Origin of the sequence: Micromonospora sp. WMMD812, from assembly GCF_027497215.1 — a bacterium.
In the GTDB taxonomy this organism is placed as follows: Bacteria; Actinomycetota; Actinomycetes; order Mycobacteriales; family Micromonosporaceae; genus Micromonospora.
Genome location: NZ_CP114904.1, coordinates 5620899 through 5642787 on the forward strand (window position 1 = coordinate 5620899; position 21889 = coordinate 5642787).

Consider the following 21889-nt stretch of genomic DNA (forward strand, 5'->3'; position numbering starts at 1 on the left):
GCAGCGAGTGAGAACACCATGCTGCACGTCCCGAACGGAGCCGTCGAAATGCAACTACTCCACGAAGCGTTGTCCCGGGCTCGAATGCGCCGGCCTCAGGCCGGTCGTACCACCACGAGCACTGAGGCAACCCGTTCCGCCCTGACCGTCGCGATGAAGGGCCGCAACCAGGCGGCGCGTGACCTGGGCCTTCTCTGAGACCCACCAACACGGAAGGGCGGGTGGCCGGTACGGCCACCCGCCCTTCGGCGTACTCACGACCCGCGGCGCCCGCCGTGGCCGGCCCCGGTCAGGCGACCGGCGCGAAACCGGGCAGCCAGCGCTCCAGGATGCGCCGGTACGGCGCCTTCGCCTCCAACTGGCAGAGCACCCCGATCGATCCGAGGGTGACCCGGTGGATGAGCAGGTACGACGGCGGCAGGTTGAGCTGCCGGCTCAGCTGGTACGCGGGAGACCGGGGGCTGGCCAGCCGAGTGGCCTCGGATCGCAGCCAGGCCCGGGTGAACCGGAACTCGTCGGCGGCCACCGGTTCCAGCATCGGCCGGATGTAGTCCAGGACCGCCTGGGCGTCGATCGGATCGGTCTGGGTGAGGAACCCCTCCTCGCGCAGCCCGTTCACCACTCCCTCCGCGTCGCCCCGCAGGGCGAGGCCGGCCAGCCGGCCGATCGGCTCGGGCGTGCCCTCCGGCATGCGCGCCACCGCGCCGAAGTCGATCACACCCAGCCGGCGGTCGGGCAGCAGCCGGAAGTTGCCCGGGTGCGGATCGGCGTGGAGCAGCCCGGCCCGGATCGGCGCGGAGAGGTGCAGGGTGGCCATCAGCCGCCCCGCCTCGTCCCGCTGTTCCTCGGTGCCCTCCCGGATGATGTCGGCCAGCGGCGTCCCCTCGACCCACTCGGTGATCAGCACCCGGGGCGCGGACGAGACGACGGCCGGGATGTAGATCTCCGGGTCGTCGGCGTACGCGGCCGCGAACGCGCGCTGTGACTCGGCCTCCAACTCGTAGTCGAGTTCCTCGGTGATTCGTTCCCGCAGCTCGACCAGGAGCGGCTTGACGTCCAGCCCGGGCTGGATCGCCCGGAACATCCCGCCCAGCCGGGAGAGCTGCTTGAGGTCGGCGAGCAGGGCGTCGCCGGCACCCGGATACTGGATCTTGACGGCCACGTCACGGTGGTGCGGCGCGCCCGACGGCCCGTAGCCCGGGTCGCGCCAGACCGCCCGGTGCACCTGGCCGATGCTCGCCGCGGCGGCGGGGGTGTCGTTGAACTCAACGAACCGGTCCCGCCAGTCGGGGCCGAGCTGCTCGGTCAGCACCTTGTGCACGCTGGCGACCGGCAGCGGCGGCGCGGCCTCCTGGAGCTTGGTCAGCGCCTGCCGGTAGGGCGCGGCGATCTCCTCCGGCAGCGCCGCCTCGAACACCGACAGCGCCTGACCGAACTTCATCGCGCCGCCCTTGAGCTGGCCGAGCACGCTGAAGAGCTGTTCCGCGGTGCGCTGCTGGATCTCTGCGGAGATCACGTCGGAGGCGAGCCCGGTGACGCGCTTTCCCATGCCGAGGACGGTCCGGCCGGCGAAGCCGAGCGGCAGTGCGGCGAGCTTGGCGGTCCGGGACACGGCCCGGCGCGGGATGTCGGTCACCCGGTCATTCTTACCGACGCGGCCGCTCCGCGGCTGCTGAGCGGCGCGGCGACCGTCGTTCGGTCCGGACTCCGGGGCGGAGACCGGGCACCAGGCGCACCGCGACGTGCCGGAAGGCCTCGATGGTGCCGCTGTCAGCGGTGGCGACGGGAGCATTCGCAGGAGGGGTGGGGCGGCCAGGTCCGGCGGCGGAGGCGGCCCGGCCCGTCGACCTCCACCGCCCCGCCGAGCGTCTCCGGGTGCCCGCCGTCGAGCTGCGTCAGCGCCTCCGCCGCCGCGAAGCCGGTCGCCGCGAGGAGGGTGGCGGTGGTGCCGGCCTGGGCCGGAACGTCGCCGGCCAGCTGGGCGGCGAGACGGGGCCAGTCCGGGTCGCGATCGGTGCGGTGCAGATCGACGCAGTTCAGGCAGGGACCGACCGGCGGTCGGACGAGCGGTCCGATCACCGGGACGCCCTCCCGGACCGTGATCAGCAGATGAGGCTGGCGGCGCTGGGCGTACCCGGCGGCGAGCAGGGCCGCCGGGCGGTCGTGGCCGAGCTGGACCACCAGGTCCGCCCGGCCGCGCCGGCCCGGGTGCCCGCCGGTGCCGGGCGCGGCCCGGATGATCGCCGTGCCGACCGCGGCGGCGAGCGAACGCCCGAGGTCGCTGGCGGGGATGCCGGTGCCGACCAGGTCGGCGGGCTGCACCGAGCCGGCGAGGTCCGGCGTGACCTGGCCCACGCCGGCCTGGGCGAGCGCCACGGCGACCGCCGCGCCGAGCCGGCCGGCGCCGGTCACCAGCACGCGCGCGGCGCGCCGGCGGCGGAGCACCTGGGCCGGGGTGGCCGGCAGCCGGGTGGCGGTGAGGGCGAGGGCCCCGGCCTCCGCGCCGAGCCGGGCCCGGGTCGGCCCGGCCAGCTCGCGTGGCAGCAGGGTGTGGCGGGGGACGAGCAGGCCCGCGGTGCGCAGCGCGTCGAGCAGCGTACGGGCCTCGTCGGCGCCGACGTCAGCGGCGGCGGGATGCGCCAGCACGCCGCGCTCGCTGCGCGTGCCGTCGAGCAGGTCCAGCAACCGGGCGGCGCGGGGGTTGGCGATCTCGAGCAGGACGGCCCGCTCCGGGCCGACGCCGAGCTGGAGGGTGTGCCGGTCGCGCCACAGCCGGGTCAGGCCGGGCAGCAGGGTCGGGCGGGGCAGTGCGGCACGCGTCATGACAACGAATCGTGACCGTGTCAGTGCGGTGGGTCGATCGTTGTCCACAGGTATGGCGGGCCCTGTCCAGGGCTGTCCACAGGAAAACGCGAGTTGTCCACAACCGGCCGGTAACCGTGTCGGGCACGCGACAGTGGGCGGACAGTGACAGCAAACGGGGGAGGGGTGGCCACCGGCCACCCCTCCCCCGTTGCCGCGGTCCGGTCAGACCTTGGCCTTGCCGAGAATGCGGTTCACTGTTGTGCCGCACACCGGACACTTGCCCTTGGCCATGTTCATCCCGGTCTTCGAGACCTCGATGTGTCCCTCGAAGTCGCGCTTCTCCTTGCACTTGACGCAGTAACCGTTGTAGGTCTGGGCCTGGTCGGCCACGGTGCCCTCCTCGTCTCGTCCGCCGGCCGATGCCGTCCCGGCGGGTTTCCCGGCGGCGGGCCACGCGGGGCGCCGGCGCTGGGTCTAACTCCTACGGCCACCCACGTGACCGCTGGTCCGCGGACCCTACCCAGGTCTGGGCGGTTCCATGTCAGCTGTGCATCGACACTGTGAGGAAGCCGACGACGAGAGTGTGCACGGCGAATAACGCCGGATAAGTCAGTTTGGCGGGGACACGCCGACCGAAACCGCTCAGAACCCCCGCACGGGGTCCCCCGAGCGACGGTCGCGTGGGTTGATCACCTAACGTGGAGGGGTGTGGTGATCTCCCAGGTGGCGGTACGACGAGCCATCACGAAGGGTGATGGTGACCCTGCGCGCAGGTCCGGCAAGAATTTTTTCGGGACTCCTGGCGACCAATCACCATCTTCCGGGCGCGTGTCGCGGGGTTGACCCTTCCGACCCCTGGTCACTACGCAGTAACTTTCCCTCGTGGCAGCAATCCGAGGCTGCGCGGGCCTGTGATGGCAGGGGCGCGTAAGCCGGTTGTCGAGGTGCGGCGCAGCCAGCGCCGGCGACGTACGGTGTCCGCCTACCGCGACGGTGAGCGGGTCGTCGTCCTGATCCCCGATCAGTTCTCCCGGGCCGAGGAGAGCGAGTGGGTCGACCGCATGCTGGCCCGGCTCGCCGCCCGGGAGGGGCGCCTCGCCCGGTCCGACGCCGAGCTGCTCGGCCGGGCCACCCGACTGATCAACACCTACCTCGCCGAGTACGGTCGGCAGGCCGTCCCGGCCAGCGTGCGGTGGGTGACGAACCAGAACGGTCGCTGGGGCTCCTGCACCCCCGCCGACCGGACCATCCGGATCTCGCACCGCGTCCAGGACATGCCCGACTGGGTGATCGACTACGTGCTGCTGCACGAACTGGCGCACCTCATCGTGCCCAGCCACAACGCCTCGTTCTGGGCCCTGGTCGGCCGCTACTCGAAGACGGAGCGGGCCCGCGGCTACCTGGAGGGCGTCGCCGCGGCCGCCTGCGTCCCGGCGCTGACCGACTGACCGGCCGCCCGGCACCCGGCGATCCCTCGATCCCGGGCGTGCCAGCGCCGGCGCCCGTCTCGCGCCGCCAACCCCCTGATCGATGTGCACCCGTGGTCCCACCCGCGTGGGTCGGGTGGGGGAGCGCGGGGACGGGTTAGGGTCGGGGACGTGGTGCGGCGGGTGGTGGTGGCGTTGCTCGGGCCGGTGGCGTGGGCGCCCCCCGGCGTCGACCCGAAGCGGTGGCGCGGCGCGCTCGCCGAGGACACCGTCGACCTGCTCGCCACGCTGACCGAGGTCGACACCGCCGTCGCGGTCACCCCGGCCGACCGGTGGCTCGCCGACGCGGTCACCTGGCCCGACATGGCCGTCTACGAGGTGCCTGAGCCGACGCCGAGCGCCGTGTTCGCGGCCCTGACCGGCTACGACCAGGCGGCGGTGGTCGCCGCCGACGCGCCCGACCTGCCGGGGCTCACCATCGGCAAGCTGCTGCGCCCGCTGACCAGCCGACCGGTCGCGGTGGCCCCGGCCGAGGGCGGCGGGCCGGGCCTGCTGGGCGTCGCCGCACGGCTGCCCGTACCCGGCTGGTTGCCGGAACTCGACCTGGATCGCGCGGTGCCGGCGGCGGTCCGTGCGGCGGCCCCACGCCCGGGCGACCTCGCCGTGACTCCGGCCTGGCGCCGGCTGCGGGGCCCGGCCGACCTGGCCACGCTCGACCCAGCCGTGGAGGGGTGGGAGACCACGCGGGCCCTGCTCTCCGGCGGCGCCTGACCGGGCGGCGCTGCTCATCGCCGAACGCCCTGGCGGCTCGGTCCCGGCGTTCGGGACCTGCTGCCGGGCCGTGAGCGTTATGCCTCAGAGAGACTCAGAGGCATAACGCTCGATGCGGGTGGTCGGGCCGCGCGGCACCATCGGCCCCACCACGGCCCATCCGCGGCCGACGGGCGGATCAGGAGCGGTCGTCCCCGTCGGTGTCGTCCGGCCGCCGCTCCGCCTCGCCGGGCTTCTGCTCCTCCGGGCCGCCGGGGGCGGTGAAGTCGAAGTTCTCCAGCTCACTGAGGTCGAACTGGGCCATCGCGAACGCCACCGGGTCGGCGAAGTCGTCCTCGGAGGGGAGCAGGTCCGGGTGGCCCCAGAGCGCGTCGCGCCCGGCGATGCCCCGGTGCTCGGTGAGCGCCGCCCACAGCGCCGCCGCCTCGCGCAGGCGGCGCGGACGCAGCTCCAGGCCGACCAGGGCGGCGAAGGTCTGCTCGGCCGGGCCGCCGGCGGCGCGGCGGCGCCGGAACGCCTCGGCCAGCCGCACCACGTTCGGCAGGCGGCCGGAGGCGGCGCTGTCCACGACGTGGCAGACCCACCCCTCGACCAGCGCCAACGCGGTCTCCAACCGGGCCAGCGAGGCCTTCTGCGCGGGGCTGTCCTCCGGGGTGAAGATGCCTTCCAGGGCGATGGCCTGCATCGACTCGGGATCGGTCGGGTCGACCCGGCCCATCGCCTCCTCGATCGCCTCCCGGTTGACCCGGATGCCCGAGGCGTACATCTCGACCGCGCTCAGCACATGGCCGCGCAACCACGGGACGTGCTGGAACAGCCGCTGGTGGGCGGCCTCGCGCAGGGCCACGTAGAGCCGGACCTCGTCCTCCGGCAGCTCCAGGCCCTCGCCGTACGCCTTGATGTTGGCGGGGATGAGCGCGGCCGTGCCGGCCGGGCCGAGCGGCAGCCCGATGTCGCCGGCGGAGAGCACCTCGGCGGCGAGCGAGCCGAGAGCCTGGCCCAACTGGCCGCCGAAGAGCGCGCCGCCGAGGGTGGCCACCATCGACTGCATCGGGCCGAGCTGGGCCCGGGCCTCCGGAGGCACCAGGTCGCCCATGGCGCCGACCATCCGGCTGGCCACCGGATCGCAGAGCTTGCGCCAGACGTCCAGGGTCTTGTAGATCCACTCGTTCCGGTTCCAGGCCACCGACGTCTGGATGCCGGACGGCAGGGCGGAGGCTGGCTCGAGCCACAGGTCCGCCAACCGCAGCGCCTCCTCCACGGCGTTGCGCTCGTACGGCGACACCGCCGGATCGCCCGCGGCGGCGAGCTGGCTGGCCGCCACCTGCCGGGCCAGGTCCCAGTTGACCGGCCCGCTGCCCGACGCGGAGAGCAGGTGCTGCAACTGCGACATGAACTGCTGCATCTGCGCGGGATCGTTGGGGTCTGGTGGTTGCCCACCCGGGAGTGCGAAACCGAACGGAATATCAGGCACGACGTCTACGGTACGCGCGCCACGCCCCAGGTCGCGCCGCTGGCGTTGCGCTGAGGGCGAAGTCGTTCCCGCGGGTCGCCGAGACGGCCCGGACCGATCGGTACGCTCTGCCGCATGAGACGTCGCGGCGTGACCGTCCTGCTCGGTGCCTTTCTCACCGCCCTGCTCAGCATCGGCGTGCTCGGTACGCCGATCCCGTACGTGGTGCTCGGCCCGGGGCCGACCGTCAACACGCTGGGCACGGAGAACGGCAAGGAGGTCATCCAGGTCTCCGGCCGGGCGACCTCCACCTCCGCCGGGCAGCTGCGGCTCACCACGGTCGGCGTCCAGCCCTCGGTCCGGCTCCGCTCGGCGATCGTCGGCTGGTTCTCCAAGGACGAGGCGGTGGTGCCCCGGGAGCTGGTCTACCCGCCCGGCGAGTCGCAGGAGCAGGTCGAGCAGCGCAACGCCGAGGACTTCGCGGCGTCGCAGACCAGCGCGGAGACCGCCGCGCTGCGGGAGCTGGGCTTCCCGGTGCAGGTGGTCGTGAAGACGGTGGCCGCCGACGGGCCGTCCGCCGGCGTGCTCAAGGTGGGCGACGTGCTGACCTCGGTCGACGGTCAGCCGGTGCCGGTCGCCGCCCGGCTCACCGAGCTGATCCGGGCGAAGCCGGCCGGCACCGCGCTGACCATCGGCTACACCCGGAACGGCGCACCGGCGACCGCCCAGGTGACCAGTCGGGAGCAGGACGGCCGGCCGCGGATCGGTGTCGAGATCGAGCAGCAGCAGCCGCACCCGTTCAGCCTCAGCATCGACCTGGAGGACATCGGCGGGCCGAGCGCCGGCCTGATGTTCGCCCTCGGCATCATCGACAAGCTGACCCCCGCCGACCTGACCGGCGGCATGGTGGTCGCCGGCACCGGCACCATCGACGACGAGGGGACCGTCGGCCCGATCGGCGGCATCGCCCAGAAGCTGGTGGGCGCGAAGCACGCCGGCGCGAAGGTCTTCCTGGTGCCGGCGGACAACTGCGCCGAGGCGGTCCGCAACCCGCAGCCCGACCTGCCGCTGATCAGGGTCGGCACCCTGGACGAGGCGCTGGCCGCGCTCGAGACGCTGCGCGCCGGAGGGCAGCCGACCCGCTGCTGACCCGCGCCGACGGCACGGTGTGACCGTGGGCCGCCGCGTTCAGGAACACCCCGTACTCTGGGTGCCTGGTCGGAGCCGATCACATCGAGCGTGCGGAGCCAACAGTGGTCATGCGTAGCAGCAGCCCCCTGCCGAGGATGAGCCGGCGCGGACGCGTCACGATCGCTGTCCTGGTCGGGGTGTTCGTGCTCTTCACCCTGCTCGGCTGGGGCGTGCAGGCCTGGACGGACTGGCTCTGGTTCGACGAGGTCGACTACACGCAGGTCTTCACCGGCGTGCTCGTCACGCGGCTGCTGCTCTTCGTCGTCATCGGCCTCGCGATGGCGCTGATCGTCGGCGGCAACCTCTGGCTGGCCCACCGGGTGCGCCCGCGGCTGCGGCCGCACTCCGTCGAGCAGGCCACGCTGGAGCGCTACCGGATGGCGCTCTCGCCGCGCCTGAGCACCTGGATCGCGCTCGTCGCCGGGGTCGTCGGCCTCTTCGCCGGCCTGTCCGCGCAGAGTCGCTGGAACCAGTGGCTGCTCTTCCGCAACGGCGGCGACTTCGGGGTGAAGGACCCGGAGTTCGGGGTGGACGTCGGCTTCTACGTCTTCCAGTTGCCGTTCTGGCGCTACCTGTTGGGCGTCGGCTTCACCGCGGTGGTGCTGGCCGTGGTCGGCGCCCTCGCGGTGCACTACATCTTCGGTGGGGTGCGGCTGCAGGGCGTCGGCGACCGGATGACCAACGCCGCCCGGGCCCACCTGAGCACGCTTGTCGCGGTATTCGTCCTGCTCAAGGCGATCGCGTACGTGCTGGACCGGCGGGCGATGCTGCTGGAGTACAACGAGGGCGCCAAGCTCTACGGCGCCGGCTACGCCGACGTCAACGCGCTGCTGCCGGCGAAGGAGATCCTCGCCTACATCTCGATCGTCGTGGCGATCGCGATCATCGTCTTCTCCAACGCGTGGATGCGGAACCTGGTCTGGCCGGGCATCTCGCTCGCCCTGCTCGGTGTCTCCGCGGTCGCGATCGGCGGCATCTACCCCTGGGCGGTGCAGACCTTCGAGGTCAAGCCGAGCGCCAAGGAGAAGGAGGCGCCGTACATCCAGCGCAGCATCGACGCGACCCGGACGGCGTTCGGGCTGGGGGCCACGGAGACGACGCCGTACGCGGCGACCAACCTCACGCCGCCGGCCAGCCTGGCCACCGACACCTCGGTGGTGTCGAACGTCCGGCTGCTCGACCCGCAGTTGGTCAGCGAGACGTACACCCAGCTGCAGCAGGTCCGGGGCTTCTACGACTTCGGCCCCAAGCTGGACATCGACCGGTACGGGGTGAACGGCAAGACCTCCGACTACGTGGTCGGCGTCCGGGAGATCAACTACGGCGAGCTGACCGACCAGCAGAACACCTGGATCAACCGGCACACCGTGTACACCCACGGTTACGGTCTGGTGGCCGCGCCGGCCAACCAGGTGGTGTGCGGCGGCCAGCCGTTCTTCGTCTCCGGCTTCCTCGGCGAGAAGACCCAGGAGGCGTGCTCCTCGCAGACCGAGCAGATCCCGGCCACCCAGCCGCGGATCTACTACGGCGAGCGGATGGAGGACGGCGACTACGCGATCGTCGGCCAGACCGATCCGGAGAAGAAGGCCGAGTTCGACCGGCCGGTCGGTGAGGGCGGCGGCGAGTCCTACACCTACACCGGCACCGGCGGCGTGGAGATCGGCTCGTTCACCCGCCGGCTGCTCTACGCGATCAAGGAGCAGGAGTCGAACTTCCTGCTCTCCGGGGCGGTCAACGACAACTCGAAGCTGCTCTACGTCCGTAACCCCCGCGACCGGGTGGAGAAGGTCGCCCCGTTCCTCACGCTCGACGGCGACCCGTACCCGGCCGTGGTGGACGGTCGGGTGCAGTGGATCGTCGACGGCTACACCACCGCGGCGACCTACCCCTACGCGGAGCGGGTCAACCTGCGCGAGGAGACCACCGACGAGCTGACCGGCCGGGGCACGTTCCAGCTGGCCCGGGAGAACGTCAACTACATCCGCAACTCGGTCAAGGCCACCGTCGACGCGTACGACGGCACGGTCCGGCTCTACGAGTTCGACGACAAGGACCCGGTGCTGAAGGCCTGGAACAAGGCGTTCGGCGGGGACCTGGTGCTGCCGAAGAAGGACATCCCGACCGAGTTGGCCGAGCACTTCCGCTACCCGGCCGACATGTTCAAGGTGCAGCGCAACCTGCTCACCAAGTTCCACGTGACCAACCCGGGTGACTTCTACTCCGCGCAGGACTTCTGGCAGGTGCCGAATGTGCCGGACGCGCCGGACAGCGGGCAGAAGCAGCCGCCGTACTACCTCTTCACCGAGTTCCCGGGGCAGGACGGACCGCGGTTCCAGCTCACCTCGGCGGTCACTCCGAACGGCCGGCAGAACCTCGCCGCCCTGATCTCCGGGTCGTACGTGGACGGCGAGCCGCGGTTGGAGGTGCTGGAGCTGCCCGACCAGACCCGGATCTCCGGGCCGGTGCAGGTGCACCAGCAGATGACCAACAACGCCAACATCCGGCAGCAGCTCAACCTGCTCTCCTCGAACCAGGCCCAGGTGCAGTACGGCAACCTGCTCTCGCTGCCGTTCGGCGACGGGATGCTCTACGTCGAGCCGGTCTACGTGAAGAGCAACCAGCAGGACGCGTACCCGCTGCTGCAGAAGGTGCTGCTCTCGTACGGTGACGGCGGCTCCTTCGTGGCGCTGGCCGACAACCTCACCGACGGCATCAAGCAGCTCGTCGACCAGGGCAAGCGAGCCGGGCAGGGCGCGCCGCCGCCGACCACCGGGGGCAACCCGCCGCCGCCCACCGGCGGCGACACCAACCCGCCGCCGCTCACCGGCGAGCTGGCCGCCGCGGCGGACCGGGTCCAGACGGCGATCACCGAGGTCCGAGCCGCCCAGGCCTCCGGTGACTTCGAGCGGTACGGACGGGCGCTCAAGGCGCTGGACGAGGCGCTCACCGCCTTCCAGCAGGCCCAGGGGCAGGCCAACCCCGCCCCGAGCGGCAGCCCGACCCCGACCGGCAGCGCGTCGCCGTCACCCACCGGCAGCCCGACCGCCGGCACGGGCGGCTGACCCGCCCCGCGTACCACCTCGGAGCCCTCGCCGTCGGAGACCACCTCCGGTCCCGACGTCGGGGGCTCCGGCGTGTCCGGCCGGTCGCCCGCGAGGCCTGTCGCCCTCTTGACAGGGCCGTGACCCACCGGCCCGCAACCTGCGACTCCGGTCCGTCGTCCTTCCTGCAACGGGTGCGGACGAGGGGGAACAGTGGTGAGGAACGCGCAGAGCTTCGACGAGTTCTACCGCGGCACCGCGCGGCGGATGCTCCGGTACGGCTACGCGGTCAGCGGAGACCACACCGAGGCACAGGATCTCGTGCAGGAGGCGTACGCCCGGGCCTGGCGGCAGTGGGGGCGGTTGTCGGCGCACCCGGCGCCGGAGGCGTGGCTGCGGCTGGTGGTCACCCGGTTGGCGACCGACCGCTGGCGGAATCTGCACCGGTGGCGGGCGGCGTTGATCCGCAGCGGGCCGCCGGCGTCCGCCCCGCCGCCGAGTGAGGACGGCGTGCTGCTCGTCCGTGCGCTCCGCCAGGTGCCGGTCGACCAACGGCAGGCGCTGGCGCTGCACTACCTCTTCGACATGTCGGTGGAGGAGATCGCGCGGGAGGCCGGCGTCCCCGTCGGCACCGTGAAGTCCTGGCTCTCTCGGGGCCGGTCCCGGCTGGCCGCGCTGCTGCCCGACCTCTCCACCGCGGAGCTGGAGGCGAACGATGTCGCGTGAATTCTCTGACCTCTACCGGTCGCTCGCCGCGGACGCGGACGGCCCGGTGCTGACACATCCCGAGCTGCTCCGCCGGCGCGCCGACCGCCGCGCCCGGTCCCGGGCCGTCGGTACCGCCCTCGTGGTGGCGTTGCTGGTGGGCGGCACGGCCGTCGGCGGCCGGCTGGTCTTCGCGGCGGACGGCCCGGCGCCGCTGCCGCCCGCCGACACACCGGGTCCGGTGCCGAGCGACCCGACGCCGTCCACGACGTCGCCGAGCCCGTCGGCGGTGCCGTCGCGGACGACGCCGAGCGGTACGCCGACGCGGACGGCTCCGACGACCGACGCGACGACCCGCCGCCCGCCCACCTCGATCCCGGACCGCGCCTTCTTCGTGCTGGCACCGGCGAACCGGACCGGGCTGGACGGGGCCATCTCGGACGGAACGGCGCTGCCGGTGCCCGAGCTCTGCGGGGCGCGCTATCCCAGCGAGTCCGCCGTGGTGCAGCGGCGGGACCGGGTGCTGGCCTACAAGATGCCGGACACGCCGGCGGGGAACGTGCCGGACGGCAGCTATCGGCACAGCATCACGATCTACCAGTCCGGGCGGGCCGACGACGCGTTGCGGGAGCTACGGCAGGCCGTACGCGACTGCCCCGAGCGGAAGACGCCCGACAACCCCGCGGTGACCTGGCGGCAGCGGCTGCTGGACCCGGGGGAGTACGGGGACGAGTCGGTGCTGTTCGAGATGCGGGCCCCGTACGCGGACGGCATGGGCGAGCCGGGCGGGCACGAGGTCCGGTTGATCCGGGCGGTCCGGATGGGCGACGTGGTGACGGTGCTCTGGGAGCAGGGCTGGGAGAACACCGCCGCCGACCGTGCCGTGGTCGACGCCGACAGCCGGCGCGCGGTCGCGGCGATCGAGAACTGGCTCGACTGAGGTCGGGCCCGGCCAGGTCGGAGGGGGTGGTTCGCGGCCGTTTTGCGGTGCCCCGGGTCGGTGCGCTACGGTTGTCGAGCCGACGCGGGGTGGAGCAGCTCGGTAGCTCGCTGGGCTCATAACCCAGAGGTCGCAGGTTCAAATCCTGTCCCCGCTACGAGAGAAACACCAGGTCAGAGCCCGTCCCCACACCAGGGGGCGGGCTCTGCTCTGTGTTGCGGCCGGCATCGCCCGCTCGGTGATGCCGGCGATGCCGCGGCCGGCGAGGGCCTGCGGGGCCGCCGCACGCCACTGTGGACGACGGTCCTCCGTGCACATCGGGGCCTCCGGATGGCCGGCCGGCGGGCGGGTGCCGCGACTGTAGGCCGCCGCACTGACCTAAATCAATACTTGAAGAAGTTAATTATTCGTCCTAGATTTCGGCCATGTTTCCTGAGAGCGGCACCGGCGCGCTCGTCGGGGCGCCGGCGGCTACGGCGGTGTTCACGGCGGTGCTGACCGAGGGGCCGGTGAGCCGGGTCACCCTGGCACGGCGGCTCGGGCTCTCCTCCGCCGCCGTCACCAAGGCCGCCCGTCCGCTCATCGACCGGGGCTACCTGCACGAAATGGCCGCGACCGAGCGGACCGGACCGGGCGCCGGGCGCCCCGCCAGCCCGCTGGCCGTCCGGGCCGACCGGGAGTTCTTCATCGGTGTGAAGATCACCGCCGACGAGGTGATCGGCGTGGTCTGTGACCTCTGCGCCCAGGTGCGGGCCACCGCCCGCCGGCCGCTGACCGACCCCGACGTCGAGGCCGTGCTCGCCGAGATCGGTCGGCTCGCCGACGGCCTGCTCGACGCGGTGCCCGGCGACCGGACCCGCCTACGCCGGCTCGGGCTCGCCCTCTCCGGCGACGTGGACCGCACCACCGGCCTGGTCCGCTACTCGCCGTTCCTGCACTGGCGCGACGTGCCGCTGGGCCCACGCGCGGCCCGGACCACCGGCCTCACCGTGACCGTGGAGAACGACGTGAAGGCGCTGACCGCCGCGGAACACTGGTTCGGCGAGGGGGTGGGCGCGGAATCGTTCGCCCTCGTCACCGTGGGCACCGGCATCGGCTGCGGCCTGGTCGTCAACGGGCGACTGGTCTCCGGCTCGTACGGCGTGGCCGGCGAGATAGGACACCTCGCCGTCGACGCCGCCGGTCCCGACTGCCACTGCGGTGGACGCGGCTGCGTCGAGTCCATCGCCGGCACGGACGCCATCGTGGCGCAGGCCCGCGCCCGCACCGGCCGCCCCGACCTGACCTTCGACGAGGCCGTCGCCCTGGCCCGCGGTGGACACGAGGCGGTCCGGGAGGTCTTCACCCGGGCCGGCACCGCGATCGGCTGCGGCATCGCCGCCGTCGCCAACCTGGTCGGCCCGACCCGGATCGTCGTGTCCGGCGAAGGGCTGGCGGCCTACGACCTGTTCGACACCCCCATCCGCACGAGCTTCGAGCGCCAGGCCTTCGGCGCCGCCGCACGGTGCCCTCTCTCGATCCGCCCGCTGCCCTTCGAGGAGTGGGCCCGCGGCGCGGCCGCGGTGAGCATCCAGGCGCTCGTCGTTCCCTGACCCCTCGGCCTCAACCCGGCCCCCGGCCGGTCCTATCGCGATCGACACCACTCACTGTGCCAGCAGGAGGTTGACCATGCGACCACCGACGAGAAGCAGCAGAGAGCGCCGCACCGGCCGGCACCGCGTCCCCGTCCTGGCGGCGGCGCTGGCCGTGGTCCTCGGCGCCGGCGCCGTGCCCGCGCAGGGCGCCGCCCCCAGCCCGGAGCCGGCTCGGGCGCCGGGTGCCGCCGTCGCCGACCCGTCCGCCGCCGGCGGCCTCGCCGCCCGCCCGTACCTGGGGTGGAGCAGCTGGAGCATGCAGTCGTCCAAGTATCCGGGCCTCAACCCCGACGGCGACTACAGCTACCTCACCGAGGCGAACGTGCTGAAGCAGGCCGACGCCCTCGCCGCCAAGCTGAAGCGGTACGGCTACGAGTACGTCAACATCGACGCCGGCTGGTGGCGTGACAACGCCTGGAAGCCGGGGTTCGACCAGTACGCCCGGCAGACGCCCGACCCGGTCCGGTTCCCCCGGGGCATGAAGGCCGTCGCCGACCACATCCACGGCAAGGGCCTGAAGGCCGGCATCTACCTGCCCGTCGGGCTGGAGAAGGAGGCGTACGCCGACGGCGCCGCACCGATCTGGAACGCGCCCGGCTGCACCACCGCCGACATCGTCTACCCGGACCTGCGCACCACCAACGGCTGGGACAGCGCCTACAAGCTGAACTTCGACAATCCCTGCGCCCAGCGCTACATCGACTCGCAGGCGCAGATGTTCGCCGACTGGGAGTACGACTTCCTCAAGCTCGACGGCGTCGGCCCGGGCTCGTTCAAGTCCGGGGACAACTACAACAATGTCGCCGACGTGGCCGCCTGGCAGCAGGCCATCGCCGCCACCGGACGCCCGATCCACCTCGAACTCTCGTGGTCGCTGGACATCAACCACGCCGCCGACTGGAAGCGGTACTCCAACGGCTGGCGGATCGACACCGACGTGGAGTGCTACTGCAACACCCTGGTCACCTGGGAGAACTCGGTCGACGACCGGTTCGACGACGCGCCGGCCTGGAGTCGCAAGGCCGGCCCCGGCGGCTGGAACGACCTCGACACCCTCAACGTGGGCAACGGGGCGATGGACGGCCTCACCAAGGCCGAGCGGCAGACCTACATGACGTTGTGGGCCATCGCGAAGTCGCCGCTGTACACCGGCGACGACCTCACCCGTCTCGACGAGTACGGGCTGTCCCTGCTGACCAACAGCGAGGTCATCGCGGTCGACCAGAACGGCGCCCCGCCCGCCCGGCCGGTCACCCCGGCCGGCGACCAGCAGGTGTGGGTCGCGAAGAACCCGGACGGCAGCTACGCCGTCGCCCTGTTCAACCTCGCGGACGCGCCGGCCGCCGTCACCGCCCACTGGGCGTCCTTCGGGTTCACCGGCAACGCCTCGGTCCGTGACCTGTGGAACAGGAAGAACCTCGGTACCCACAAGAACAAGATCACCGCGACGCTGCCCGCGCACGGCTCCCGGCTGTTCACCGTGCGGCCCGGCACCGCGCTGGTCAGCACGGGCTACGAGGCCGAGTCCGCGGCCAACACCCTGAGCGGCAACGCCTCCGTCGCCAGCTGCGACGCCTGCTCCGGCGGCGGCAAGGTCGGCAACCTCTACCTCGGCGGCAAGCTGCGGTTCAACGACGTCACGGTGAAGAAGGACGGGATCTACACCGTCAACGTCGCCTACGTGAGCGGCGACGCGCGCTCGGCGACCGTCTACAGCAACAGCGGCAACGGCACCAGCCTGAAGTTCCCCTCCACCGGTGACTGGGGCACCGCCGAGACCGTCAGCGTCCAGCTGGCGCTGAAGGCGGGCACGAACACCATCACCGTCGACAGCGCCGACTGGTACGCGCCCGACATCGACCGGATCGACGTACCGCAGACGCCCTGACGTGCCCGGCGCGGCCCGGTGACGCCACCGGGCCGCGCCGCCGGGACCCCTCCGAGACGGGTCCCGGCGCCGAACGCCCACGTCCGTCGAGTGGCCGTTCGGCACCCTTCCGACGGCCCCCTCCGTCGTCTCCGCGCATCCGCCGTTCGCCCGAGTTGGAGCACCCGACGTGGACATCCGGAACACCGAACCGCGCGACATCCGCCCGAGCCGCCGGGCCTTCCTGGGCCTCGCCGCCGCCTCCGGCGCGGCCACCGCCCTCGGCCTGCCCGCCTTCGCCGCCTCGGCGGCCCCCCGGCGCCCCACCGAGTCGCCCATGCTCGCCGCCGGCGACGCTGCCAGGAACCAGCTCTGGTGGCGGGCGCCCGGCTCCCCGAACTCTATGATCGAGCAGGGGTTGCCGGTCGGCAACGGGCGCCTCGGGGCGCTCGCGAGCAACGATCCCGCCAGTGAACACCTGACGATCACCGACGCGACCCTCTGGACCGGCGGCCTCAACGACACGCTGCAGAGCGACGGCCAGTTCCCCTACGGCCGGGACGATTTCGGCTCGCTGACCCTGCTGGCCACGCTCACCGTCGACATCCCCGGGCACGACCTGGGCGCCGTCGACAACTACCGCCGTACGCTCGACCTGGCCCAGGGCCTCGTCACCACCGAGTACGACGTCGACGGCGTCACCTACCGCCGGCAGATCTTCGCCAGCCGCCCCGACGACGTCGTCGTCCTGTCCTTCTCCCAGGAGGGCCGTGGCGGCGGCTATACCGGCACCGTCTCCCTGGCGGGCACCCACGGCGAGGCCACCACCGTCGACGGCGCCGCCCGCCTCGCCTCGTTCGGCGCCTCGTTCGCCAACGGACTCCGCTACGGCGCCGCCGTGACCGTCCGCAGCGGCACCGGGAAGGTCGCCGTCGACGGCACGTCGATCTCCTTCGCCGGCTGCCGGGACCTCACCGTCGTCCTCAGCGGCGGCACCAACTACGCCCCGGACGCGGACGCCGGGTTCCGCGACCCGTCCGTGGATCCGCAGCGCCTCGCCCGGACCAAGGTGCTGGCCGCGGCCCGCGAATCCGTACGCGACCTGCTGCACACCCACGTCGCCGACTTCCGTCCGGTCTTCGCGCAGTTCGACGTCGACCTCGGTGCGTCGTCCGCCGCGCAGCGTGAACTGGACACCTGGGAGCGGCTGTGGGCGCGCCACCGGGACAACGTCCCCGACCCGGAGTTGGAGGCCGCGTACCTGCAGTTCGGCCGCTACCTGATGATCTCCGGATCGCGGGGCAGCCTGCCGATGGGCCTCCAGGGCCCGTGGCTGGACGGCAACGACCCGGACTGGATGGGCGACTACCACACCGACGTCAACCTCCAGATGAACTACTGGATGGCCGACCGGGCCGGGCTCTCCGACTGCTTCGACGCTCTCGCGGACTACTGCCTCGCGCAGCTTCCCGCCTGGACGGACGTCACCCGACGACTGTTCAACAGCCCGACCAACCGGTTCCGCAACTCCAGCGGCCGGATCGCCGGCTGGGCGGTCGCCTTCTCCACCAACCCGTACGGCGGCAGCGGCTGGTGGTGGCACCCGGGCGGCAACGCCTGGCTCTGCCAGAACCTGTTCGAGCACTACGAGTACACCCAGGACCGCGCCTACCTGGCGAAGGTCTACCCGCTCCTCAAGGGCGCCGTGGAGTTCTGGGAGACCCGCCTCGTCACGACGACCGTCACCGACGCGTCCGGCGCCGCGCGGGAGGTGCTGATCGCCGACAGCGACTGGTCGCCGGAGCACGGCCCGCAGGACGCCAAGGGCAACACCTACGCCCAGGAGCTGGTGTGGAACCTCTTCGAGAACTACCGCACCGCGACCCGGGTGCTCGGCCGGGACAGCGGTTACGCCACGGCCATCGAGGAGCTGCGGGGACGCCTCTACCTCCCCGTGGTCAGCCCCACGACCGGCTGGCTGCAGGAGTGGATGTCGCCGGACAACCTCGGTGAGACCACCCACCGCCACCTCTCCCCGCTGATGGGTCTCTTCCCCGGCGACCGGATCCGCCCGGACGGCACCACACCGGCGGACATCGTCGCCGGCGCGAGCGCGCTGCTCACCGCGCGCGGCATGAACAGCTTCGGCTGGGCCAATGCCTGGCGGAGCCTGTGCTGGGCCCGGCTGAAGGACGCGGAGAAGGCCTACCAGCTCGTCGTCAACAACCTGAGGCCGTCGACGAACGGCGGCAACGGCACCGCGATGAATCTCTTCGACATCTACGAGACGAACCCGGGCCGCGGCATCTTCCAGATCGACGCGAACCTCGGCACCCCGGCCGCGATCGTCGAGATGCTGGTCTACTCGCGGCCGGGCCACCTCGAGCTGCTGCCCGCGCTGCCCGCCGCCTGGGCCTCCGCCGGCTCGGTGTCCGGCGTGGGCGTGCGCGGCGGCTTCGTCGCCGATCTCCGCTGGACGGACGGCCGGGTCACCCAGGTGCGGCTGACGAGTGTCGGTGGCCGCGAGACGACCGTCGTCGCCGGTGGCCGCTCACGGCGGGTCACCCTCCGGCCCGGCGAGTCCGTCACGCTGAGGAACCTCTGATGGGCGTCGACCCGGGGCGTGGCGGCGGACGGCGCGCCCACCCCGGCCGGCACCGGTCGGCGCTCGTCCTCGCGCTGGTCACGGTGCTCTGCGTACCCCTGACCGGCACGGCGGCGCAGGCCCGACCGTCGGCTCCGGTGCCGGCACCGGACGGGCCGCGCGTCGAGGCCTCGGCGGCGCGGACGCCGGACGGGCCGCGCACCGAGGCCTCGGCGGGCCGGGAGCGACACTCCGTGGTCACCTGGGGCGCCAGCGCCGACCGGCAGGGCGCCGGGCCCGGCGACCGCAGCTACCGCCTGGTCGTACGCACCAGCGTCGGCGGGACCGACCTGCGCGTCCGCCTGACCAACGCGTTCGGCGAGCACCCGGTGACCTTCGCCAGCGCCTACGCCGGGCTGCAGCGGCAGGGCGCGGAGCTGGTGCGGGGCAGCAACCGGAAGCTGACGTTCGGCGGGCGGGCGTCGACCACGGTCCCGGCGGGTGGGACTGTCACCAGCGATCCGCTGCCCGGGAAGCTGGCCGCCCAGAGCAACCTGGTCGTCAGCCTGTACGTGACGGGCGCCCAGGGGCCGACGACCGGTCACGGCATGGCCATGCAGACGTCCTACGCGGCGGCGGGCGACCACGCCGCCGAGGAGGCGGCGACCAACTGGACCGATCCGATGAGCTCCTGGTATTGGCTGGACGCCGTCAGCGTGGAGACGTCCACCGCGATCGGGGCGGTGGCGCTCCTCGGTGACTCCATCACCGACGGGTGGGCCTCCACGCAGGATGCGAACCGTCGGTGGCCCGACTACCTCTCCCGGCGGCTCCAGGCCGACGCTCGCGGCACGGTGAAGGGCGTGGCCAACGAGGGCATCTCCGGCAACAAGGTGCTCGCGGACGGGGCCGGGCAGGCGGCGCTGCACCGGCTGGATCGGGACGTGCTCTCCCAGCCGGGGGTCGACACGGTGTTCGTGTTCGGGGGCATCAACGACCTCAAGGCCCACAGCGGCGTCACGGTGGACGACCTGGTCGCCGGCTACCGGCAGATCGTCGACCGGGCACACGCCGCCGGGAAGTGCGTCGTCGGCGCGACCATCATGCCGTTCAAGGGCTGGTACGAGTACGACGCCGCCGGCGAGGAGGTACGCCAGGGCGTCAACGACTGGATCCGGCACGGCGGCGCGTTCGACGCCGTGGTCGACTTCGACCGGATCACGCGCAGTCCGTACGACCCGCAGGCGATCATGCCGTTCTTCGACGGTGGTGATCATCTCCATCCGAACGACAAGGGGATGCAGGCGATGGCCGACGCGGTCGACCTGTCCGCGCTCCGCTGCGACCGCTGAGCCGGTACGTCGGCTACGGCCCCGGGGCCGCCCCCGGGGCCGTCGCCGTGCCCGCCGGCGCGCCGTTCGCGTAATCGGTGGGGCTGCGGATCTCCGTGTACGGCGTGGGGTAGAGTGGTGTCACCGACGCGGGGTGGAGCAGCTCGGTAGCTCGCTGGGCTCATAACCCAGAGGTCGCAGGTTCAAATCCTGTCCCCGCTACGAGAGAGAGACCCGGGCCCGGAACATGGGCCCGGGTTTTTCCGCATCTGGGGCGGCGGGCGGCCGACTTCGAGAACGCCTGCCGCTGACGCGGGTCAGGTTGCCGCGGCGGGTGCCCCGGTTGCGCCGCTCGGGGAGGATGTGGGCATGTCTTCTTTCGGCAAGTGGTGGGGCCGGCTCGGCGCGGTCCTCGGTGCGGTGGTGCTCGCGGTGTTCGTGCCGGTCGCGGCCTGGGCGTCGACGAGAGGCGGCGAGCTGGTGGTGGAGGCGGCCCGACGTCGCTCGCGTGGTGGGGGTTTCGGCTTCCTCGGCCTGCTCTGCTGCCTCGTGGTGGTCGTGGTCGTCGTGCTCCTGCTGCTGCGCCTGATGCGTAACCGCCGCGGCGGTCCGCCGCGCTGACCCGACCCGGCCGGGCAGGTGTGGTGGCCGCCCGGCGGCCACCACGCGGCCGGTCAGGCGCTCAGGGCGGCGTCGGCCTGGGCCAGGAAACGGGTCGCCGCCGCGCGGGCCCCGACCCCGCCCGACCGGACGCTCTCGGCGGCCGTGACCAGCAAGGAACGGATCCGGGCATGGCCCTTGGGGGGCGGGACGGGCGCCGGCCCGATCCCCAGGCCGAGGCTGTCGCCGAGAGCGGCGACGCGCTGCTGGGCCCGGTCGGTGATGGTGCCGTCGAGGGCCCGCCGCACCGCCTGGCTCGGGCTGAGCCCTCGTTCGTGACCGAGAACGGCGCCCGCCTCGCCGTTGGTCGTCAGGAAGTTGATCACGTCGATCGCCGCGTCGGGGTGACGGCTGCCCCGGAAGACGCCCCAGTACATCGACGCCCGTGCCCACTGGGCTCCGGTGGAGCCCGGGAAGGCGCACAGCCCCAGCTCCGCCTTCGTGAGGCGTTGCAGCTCGGGCAGCTGGTGCGACCAGGCGAAGGAGGCGGCGGTCAGCCCCGAGACCACCGGCTGCCGGGCCGGTTCGCTGTCCGCCTGCTCGACAAGCGCGGCTCCCGGAGTGGCCCGTCCGGCGCGGGCGCGCCGCCACAGGTCGAACCAGTTGACCAGCTCGTCCACCGCGAAGCCCAACTGCCGGCCCCGATACAGCTCGCCGCCGTGCCCCCGCAGCCAGAGCCAGAGGGCCCGGTAGTCGCCGGACGGGTCGCTGGTGCCGGCGACCCGCCTCCGGCTGGTCAGGGTGACCTGCTCGGCCCAGGCGACGTACTGGGCCCAGGTCATCCCGGTGCGCGGCTCGGACTCCCGCAGCTCGCGCAGCAGGTCGCGGTTGAAGACCACCGCCGCCGCGGTCTGTCCGGCCGCCACGGCCATCGTCCGGCCGTCCACCTGGCCGTAGCGGACCAGCCCGTCGGGCAGGTTGCGCAGGTCGAGCCGGTTGTCCGCGACGTGGTCGGTGAGGTCGAGGAGGATCTCACGCTGCGCGTACTCGGTGAGGACACTGTCGTCCAGCTGGATGAGGTCCGGCACGTTGCCGCCGGCGGCCTGTGTGGCCAGCCGGTCGTAGTAGCCGTCCGCGCCCTGCCAGGTGACCCGGAAGCCGACGCCGGGGTTGCGCTCGGTGTAGAGACGCAGCGCGCGTTCGGTCAGCTCCGCCCGCTTGGCGCTGCCCCACCAGAAGACCGACAACGTCACCGGCTCGTCGTGGACCGGGGTCGAGGCCGGCCCGCCGCTGCACGCGGTGAGCCCGCCGCCGGTGGCCAGCACGGGCGTCCCCAGCAGTGCGGCGAGCACCCGGCGCCGGCCCGGGTCGGCGCCGGGGCCGGAAAGGGACGGTCGGGCAGCGGGCACGCGGAGCTCCTGGCGACGGGCGAAGGGGGACGGCCGGCCCATTCACGCAGGCACCGCCCCACAGTGTCAACGGCCGTCCGGCCACAGCCGTGGAGCGTGGACGTACGCATCGATGCCCCCCGGCCACCCCT

At 72.8% G+C, this 21889-nt stretch carries 16 protein-coding genes and 2 tRNA genes; 13 read left to right on the plus strand and 5 right to left on the minus strand.

Annotated elements, in window-relative coordinates; genetic code table 11:
* Window positions 1-289: 289 nt before the first annotated feature.
* The 3 genes from O7603_RS26045 to O7603_RS26055 form a co-directional block, all read right to left on the minus strand.
* Window positions 290-1636, minus strand: coding sequence for an AarF/ABC1/UbiB kinase family protein (locus tag O7603_RS26045; RefSeq protein ID WP_281572380.1), 1347 nt, complete (start codon window positions 1634-1636; stop codon window positions 290-292).
* A 134-nt stretch (window positions 1637-1770) separates the two neighbouring features.
* The gene (locus O7603_RS26050) at window positions 1771-2823 is read right to left on the minus strand and encodes a TOMM precursor leader peptide-binding protein (RefSeq protein ID WP_281572381.1); all 1053 of its coding nucleotides are present in this window, start codon (window positions 2821-2823) and stop codon (window positions 1771-1773) included.
* A gap of 204 nt (window positions 2824-3027) precedes the next feature.
* Window positions 3028-3195 (minus strand): DUF5679 domain-containing protein, encoded by a 168-nt coding sequence (locus O7603_RS26055; RefSeq protein WP_007072829.1) that lies wholly within the window; start codon window positions 3193-3195, stop codon window positions 3028-3030.
* Window positions 3196-3719: 524 nt separating this feature from the next.
* Here O7603_RS26055 and O7603_RS26060 point away from each other — a divergent pair.
* Together O7603_RS26060 and O7603_RS26065 are read left to right on the plus strand one after the other, a co-directional pair.
* Window positions 3720-4253 (plus strand): M48 family metallopeptidase, encoded by a 534-nt coding sequence (locus O7603_RS26060; RefSeq protein ID WP_281572382.1) that lies wholly within the window; start codon window positions 3720-3722, stop codon window positions 4251-4253.
* A 150-nt stretch (window positions 4254-4403) separates the two neighbouring features.
* Complete coding sequence (locus O7603_RS26065) at window positions 4404-5003, plus strand: hypothetical protein (RefSeq protein WP_281572383.1); 600 nt, start codon at window positions 4404-4406, stop codon at window positions 5001-5003.
* A gap of 178 nt (window positions 5004-5181) precedes the next feature.
* Here O7603_RS26065 and O7603_RS26070 read toward each other — a convergent pair whose 3' ends face one another.
* Complete coding sequence (locus tag O7603_RS26070) at window positions 5182-6408, minus strand: zinc-dependent metalloprotease (RefSeq protein ID WP_281572384.1); 1227 nt, start codon at window positions 6406-6408, stop codon at window positions 5182-5184.
* A 183-nt stretch (window positions 6409-6591) separates the two neighbouring features.
* Here O7603_RS26070 and O7603_RS26075 point away from each other — a divergent pair, with 183 nt between their 5' ends.
* The 11 genes from O7603_RS26075 (at window position 6592) to O7603_RS26125 (ending at window position 20370) form a co-directional block, all read left to right on the plus strand.
* Window positions 6592-7605 carry a PDZ domain-containing protein gene (locus O7603_RS26075; RefSeq protein WP_281572385.1) on the plus strand — a complete coding sequence of 338 codons (1014 nt, stop codon included), beginning with the start codon at window positions 6592-6594 and terminating at the stop codon, window positions 7603-7605.
* A gap of 110 nt (window positions 7606-7715) precedes the next feature.
* The gene (locus O7603_RS26080; protein WP_281572386.1) at window positions 7716-10709 is read left to right on the plus strand and encodes a UPF0182 family protein; all 2994 of its coding nucleotides are present in this window, start codon (window positions 7716-7718) and stop codon (window positions 10707-10709) included.
* A 195-nt stretch (window positions 10710-10904) separates the two neighbouring features.
* Window positions 10905-11414 carry a SigE family RNA polymerase sigma factor gene (locus tag O7603_RS26085; protein WP_281572387.1) on the plus strand — a complete coding sequence of 170 codons (510 nt, stop codon included), beginning with the start codon at window positions 10905-10907 and terminating at the stop codon, window positions 11412-11414.
* Complete coding sequence (locus O7603_RS26090) at window positions 11404-12333, plus strand: hypothetical protein (RefSeq protein WP_281572388.1); 930 nt, start codon at window positions 11404-11406, stop codon at window positions 12331-12333. Before O7603_RS26085 ends, O7603_RS26090 begins: the two co-directional genes overlap by 11 nt.
* 83 nt (window positions 12334-12416) lie before the next feature.
* Window positions 12417-12490: transfer RNA gene (locus O7603_RS26095), tRNA-Met, on the plus strand.
* Window positions 12491-12758: 268 nt separating this feature from the next.
* A complete protein-coding gene (locus O7603_RS26100) occupies window positions 12759-13925 on the plus strand; it encodes an ROK family protein (RefSeq protein ID WP_281572389.1) in 1167 nt (388 codons plus the stop codon).
* A gap of 76 nt (window positions 13926-14001) precedes the next feature.
* On the plus strand, window positions 14002-15855 hold the full coding sequence (locus tag O7603_RS26105; RefSeq protein WP_281572390.1) for a CBM35 domain-containing protein: 1854 nt from the start codon (window positions 14002-14004) through the stop codon (window positions 15853-15855).
* Between the two features lie 169 nt (window positions 15856-16024).
* Window positions 16025-18439, plus strand: coding sequence for a glycoside hydrolase N-terminal domain-containing protein (locus O7603_RS26110; protein ID WP_281572391.1), 2415 nt, complete (start codon window positions 16025-16027; stop codon window positions 18437-18439).
* The gene (locus O7603_RS26115; protein WP_281572392.1) at window positions 18439-19770 is read left to right on the plus strand and encodes an SGNH/GDSL hydrolase family protein; all 1332 of its coding nucleotides are present in this window, start codon (window positions 18439-18441) and stop codon (window positions 19768-19770) included. Before O7603_RS26110 ends, O7603_RS26115 begins: the two co-directional genes overlap by 1 nt.
* 127 nt (window positions 19771-19897) lie before the next feature.
* Window positions 19898-19971: transfer RNA gene (locus tag O7603_RS26120), tRNA-Met, on the plus strand.
* A gap of 147 nt (window positions 19972-20118) precedes the next feature.
* Window positions 20119-20370, plus strand: a complete 252-nt coding sequence (locus tag O7603_RS26125; RefSeq protein WP_281572393.1) for a hypothetical protein — start codon at window positions 20119-20121, stop codon at window positions 20368-20370.
* A gap of 53 nt (window positions 20371-20423) precedes the next feature.
* Here O7603_RS26125 and O7603_RS26130 read toward each other — a convergent pair whose 3' ends face one another.
* Window positions 20424-21758, minus strand: coding sequence for an extracellular solute-binding protein (locus O7603_RS26130; RefSeq protein WP_281572394.1), 1335 nt, complete (start codon window positions 21756-21758; stop codon window positions 20424-20426).
* Between the last annotated feature and the right edge of the window lie 131 nt (window positions 21759-21889).

Excerpts from the sequence above, each read along its gene's own strand:
- O7603_RS26050 (WP_281572381.1), bottom strand. The coding sequence starts at position 2,823 with ATGACGCGTGCCGCACTGCCCCGCCCGACCCTGCTGCCCGGCCTGACC.
- O7603_RS26060 (WP_281572382.1), top strand. The coding sequence starts at position 3,720 with ATGGCAGGGGCGCGTAAGCCGGTTGTCGAGGTGCGGCGCAGCCAGCGC.
- O7603_RS26070 (WP_281572384.1), bottom strand. The coding sequence starts at position 6,408 with ATGCAGCAGTTCATGTCGCAGTTGCAGCACCTGCTCTCCGCGTCGGGC.
- O7603_RS26075 (WP_281572385.1), top strand. The coding sequence starts at position 6,592 with ATGAGACGTCGCGGCGTGACCGTCCTGCTCGGTGCCTTTCTCACCGCC.
- O7603_RS26080 (WP_281572386.1), top strand. The coding sequence starts at position 7,716 with ATGCGTAGCAGCAGCCCCCTGCCGAGGATGAGCCGGCGCGGACGCGTC.
- O7603_RS26090 (WP_281572388.1), top strand. The coding sequence starts at position 11,404 with ATGTCGCGTGAATTCTCTGACCTCTACCGGTCGCTCGCCGCGGACGCG.
- O7603_RS26100 (WP_281572389.1), top strand. The coding sequence starts at position 12,759 with ATGTTTCCTGAGAGCGGCACCGGCGCGCTCGTCGGGGCGCCGGCGGCT.
- O7603_RS26105 (WP_281572390.1), top strand. The coding sequence starts at position 14,002 with ATGCGACCACCGACGAGAAGCAGCAGAGAGCGCCGCACCGGCCGGCAC.
- O7603_RS26115 (WP_281572392.1), top strand. The coding sequence starts at position 18,439 with ATGGGCGTCGACCCGGGGCGTGGCGGCGGACGGCGCGCCCACCCCGGC.
- O7603_RS26125 (WP_281572393.1), top strand. The coding sequence starts at position 20,119 with ATGTCTTCTTTCGGCAAGTGGTGGGGCCGGCTCGGCGCGGTCCTCGGT.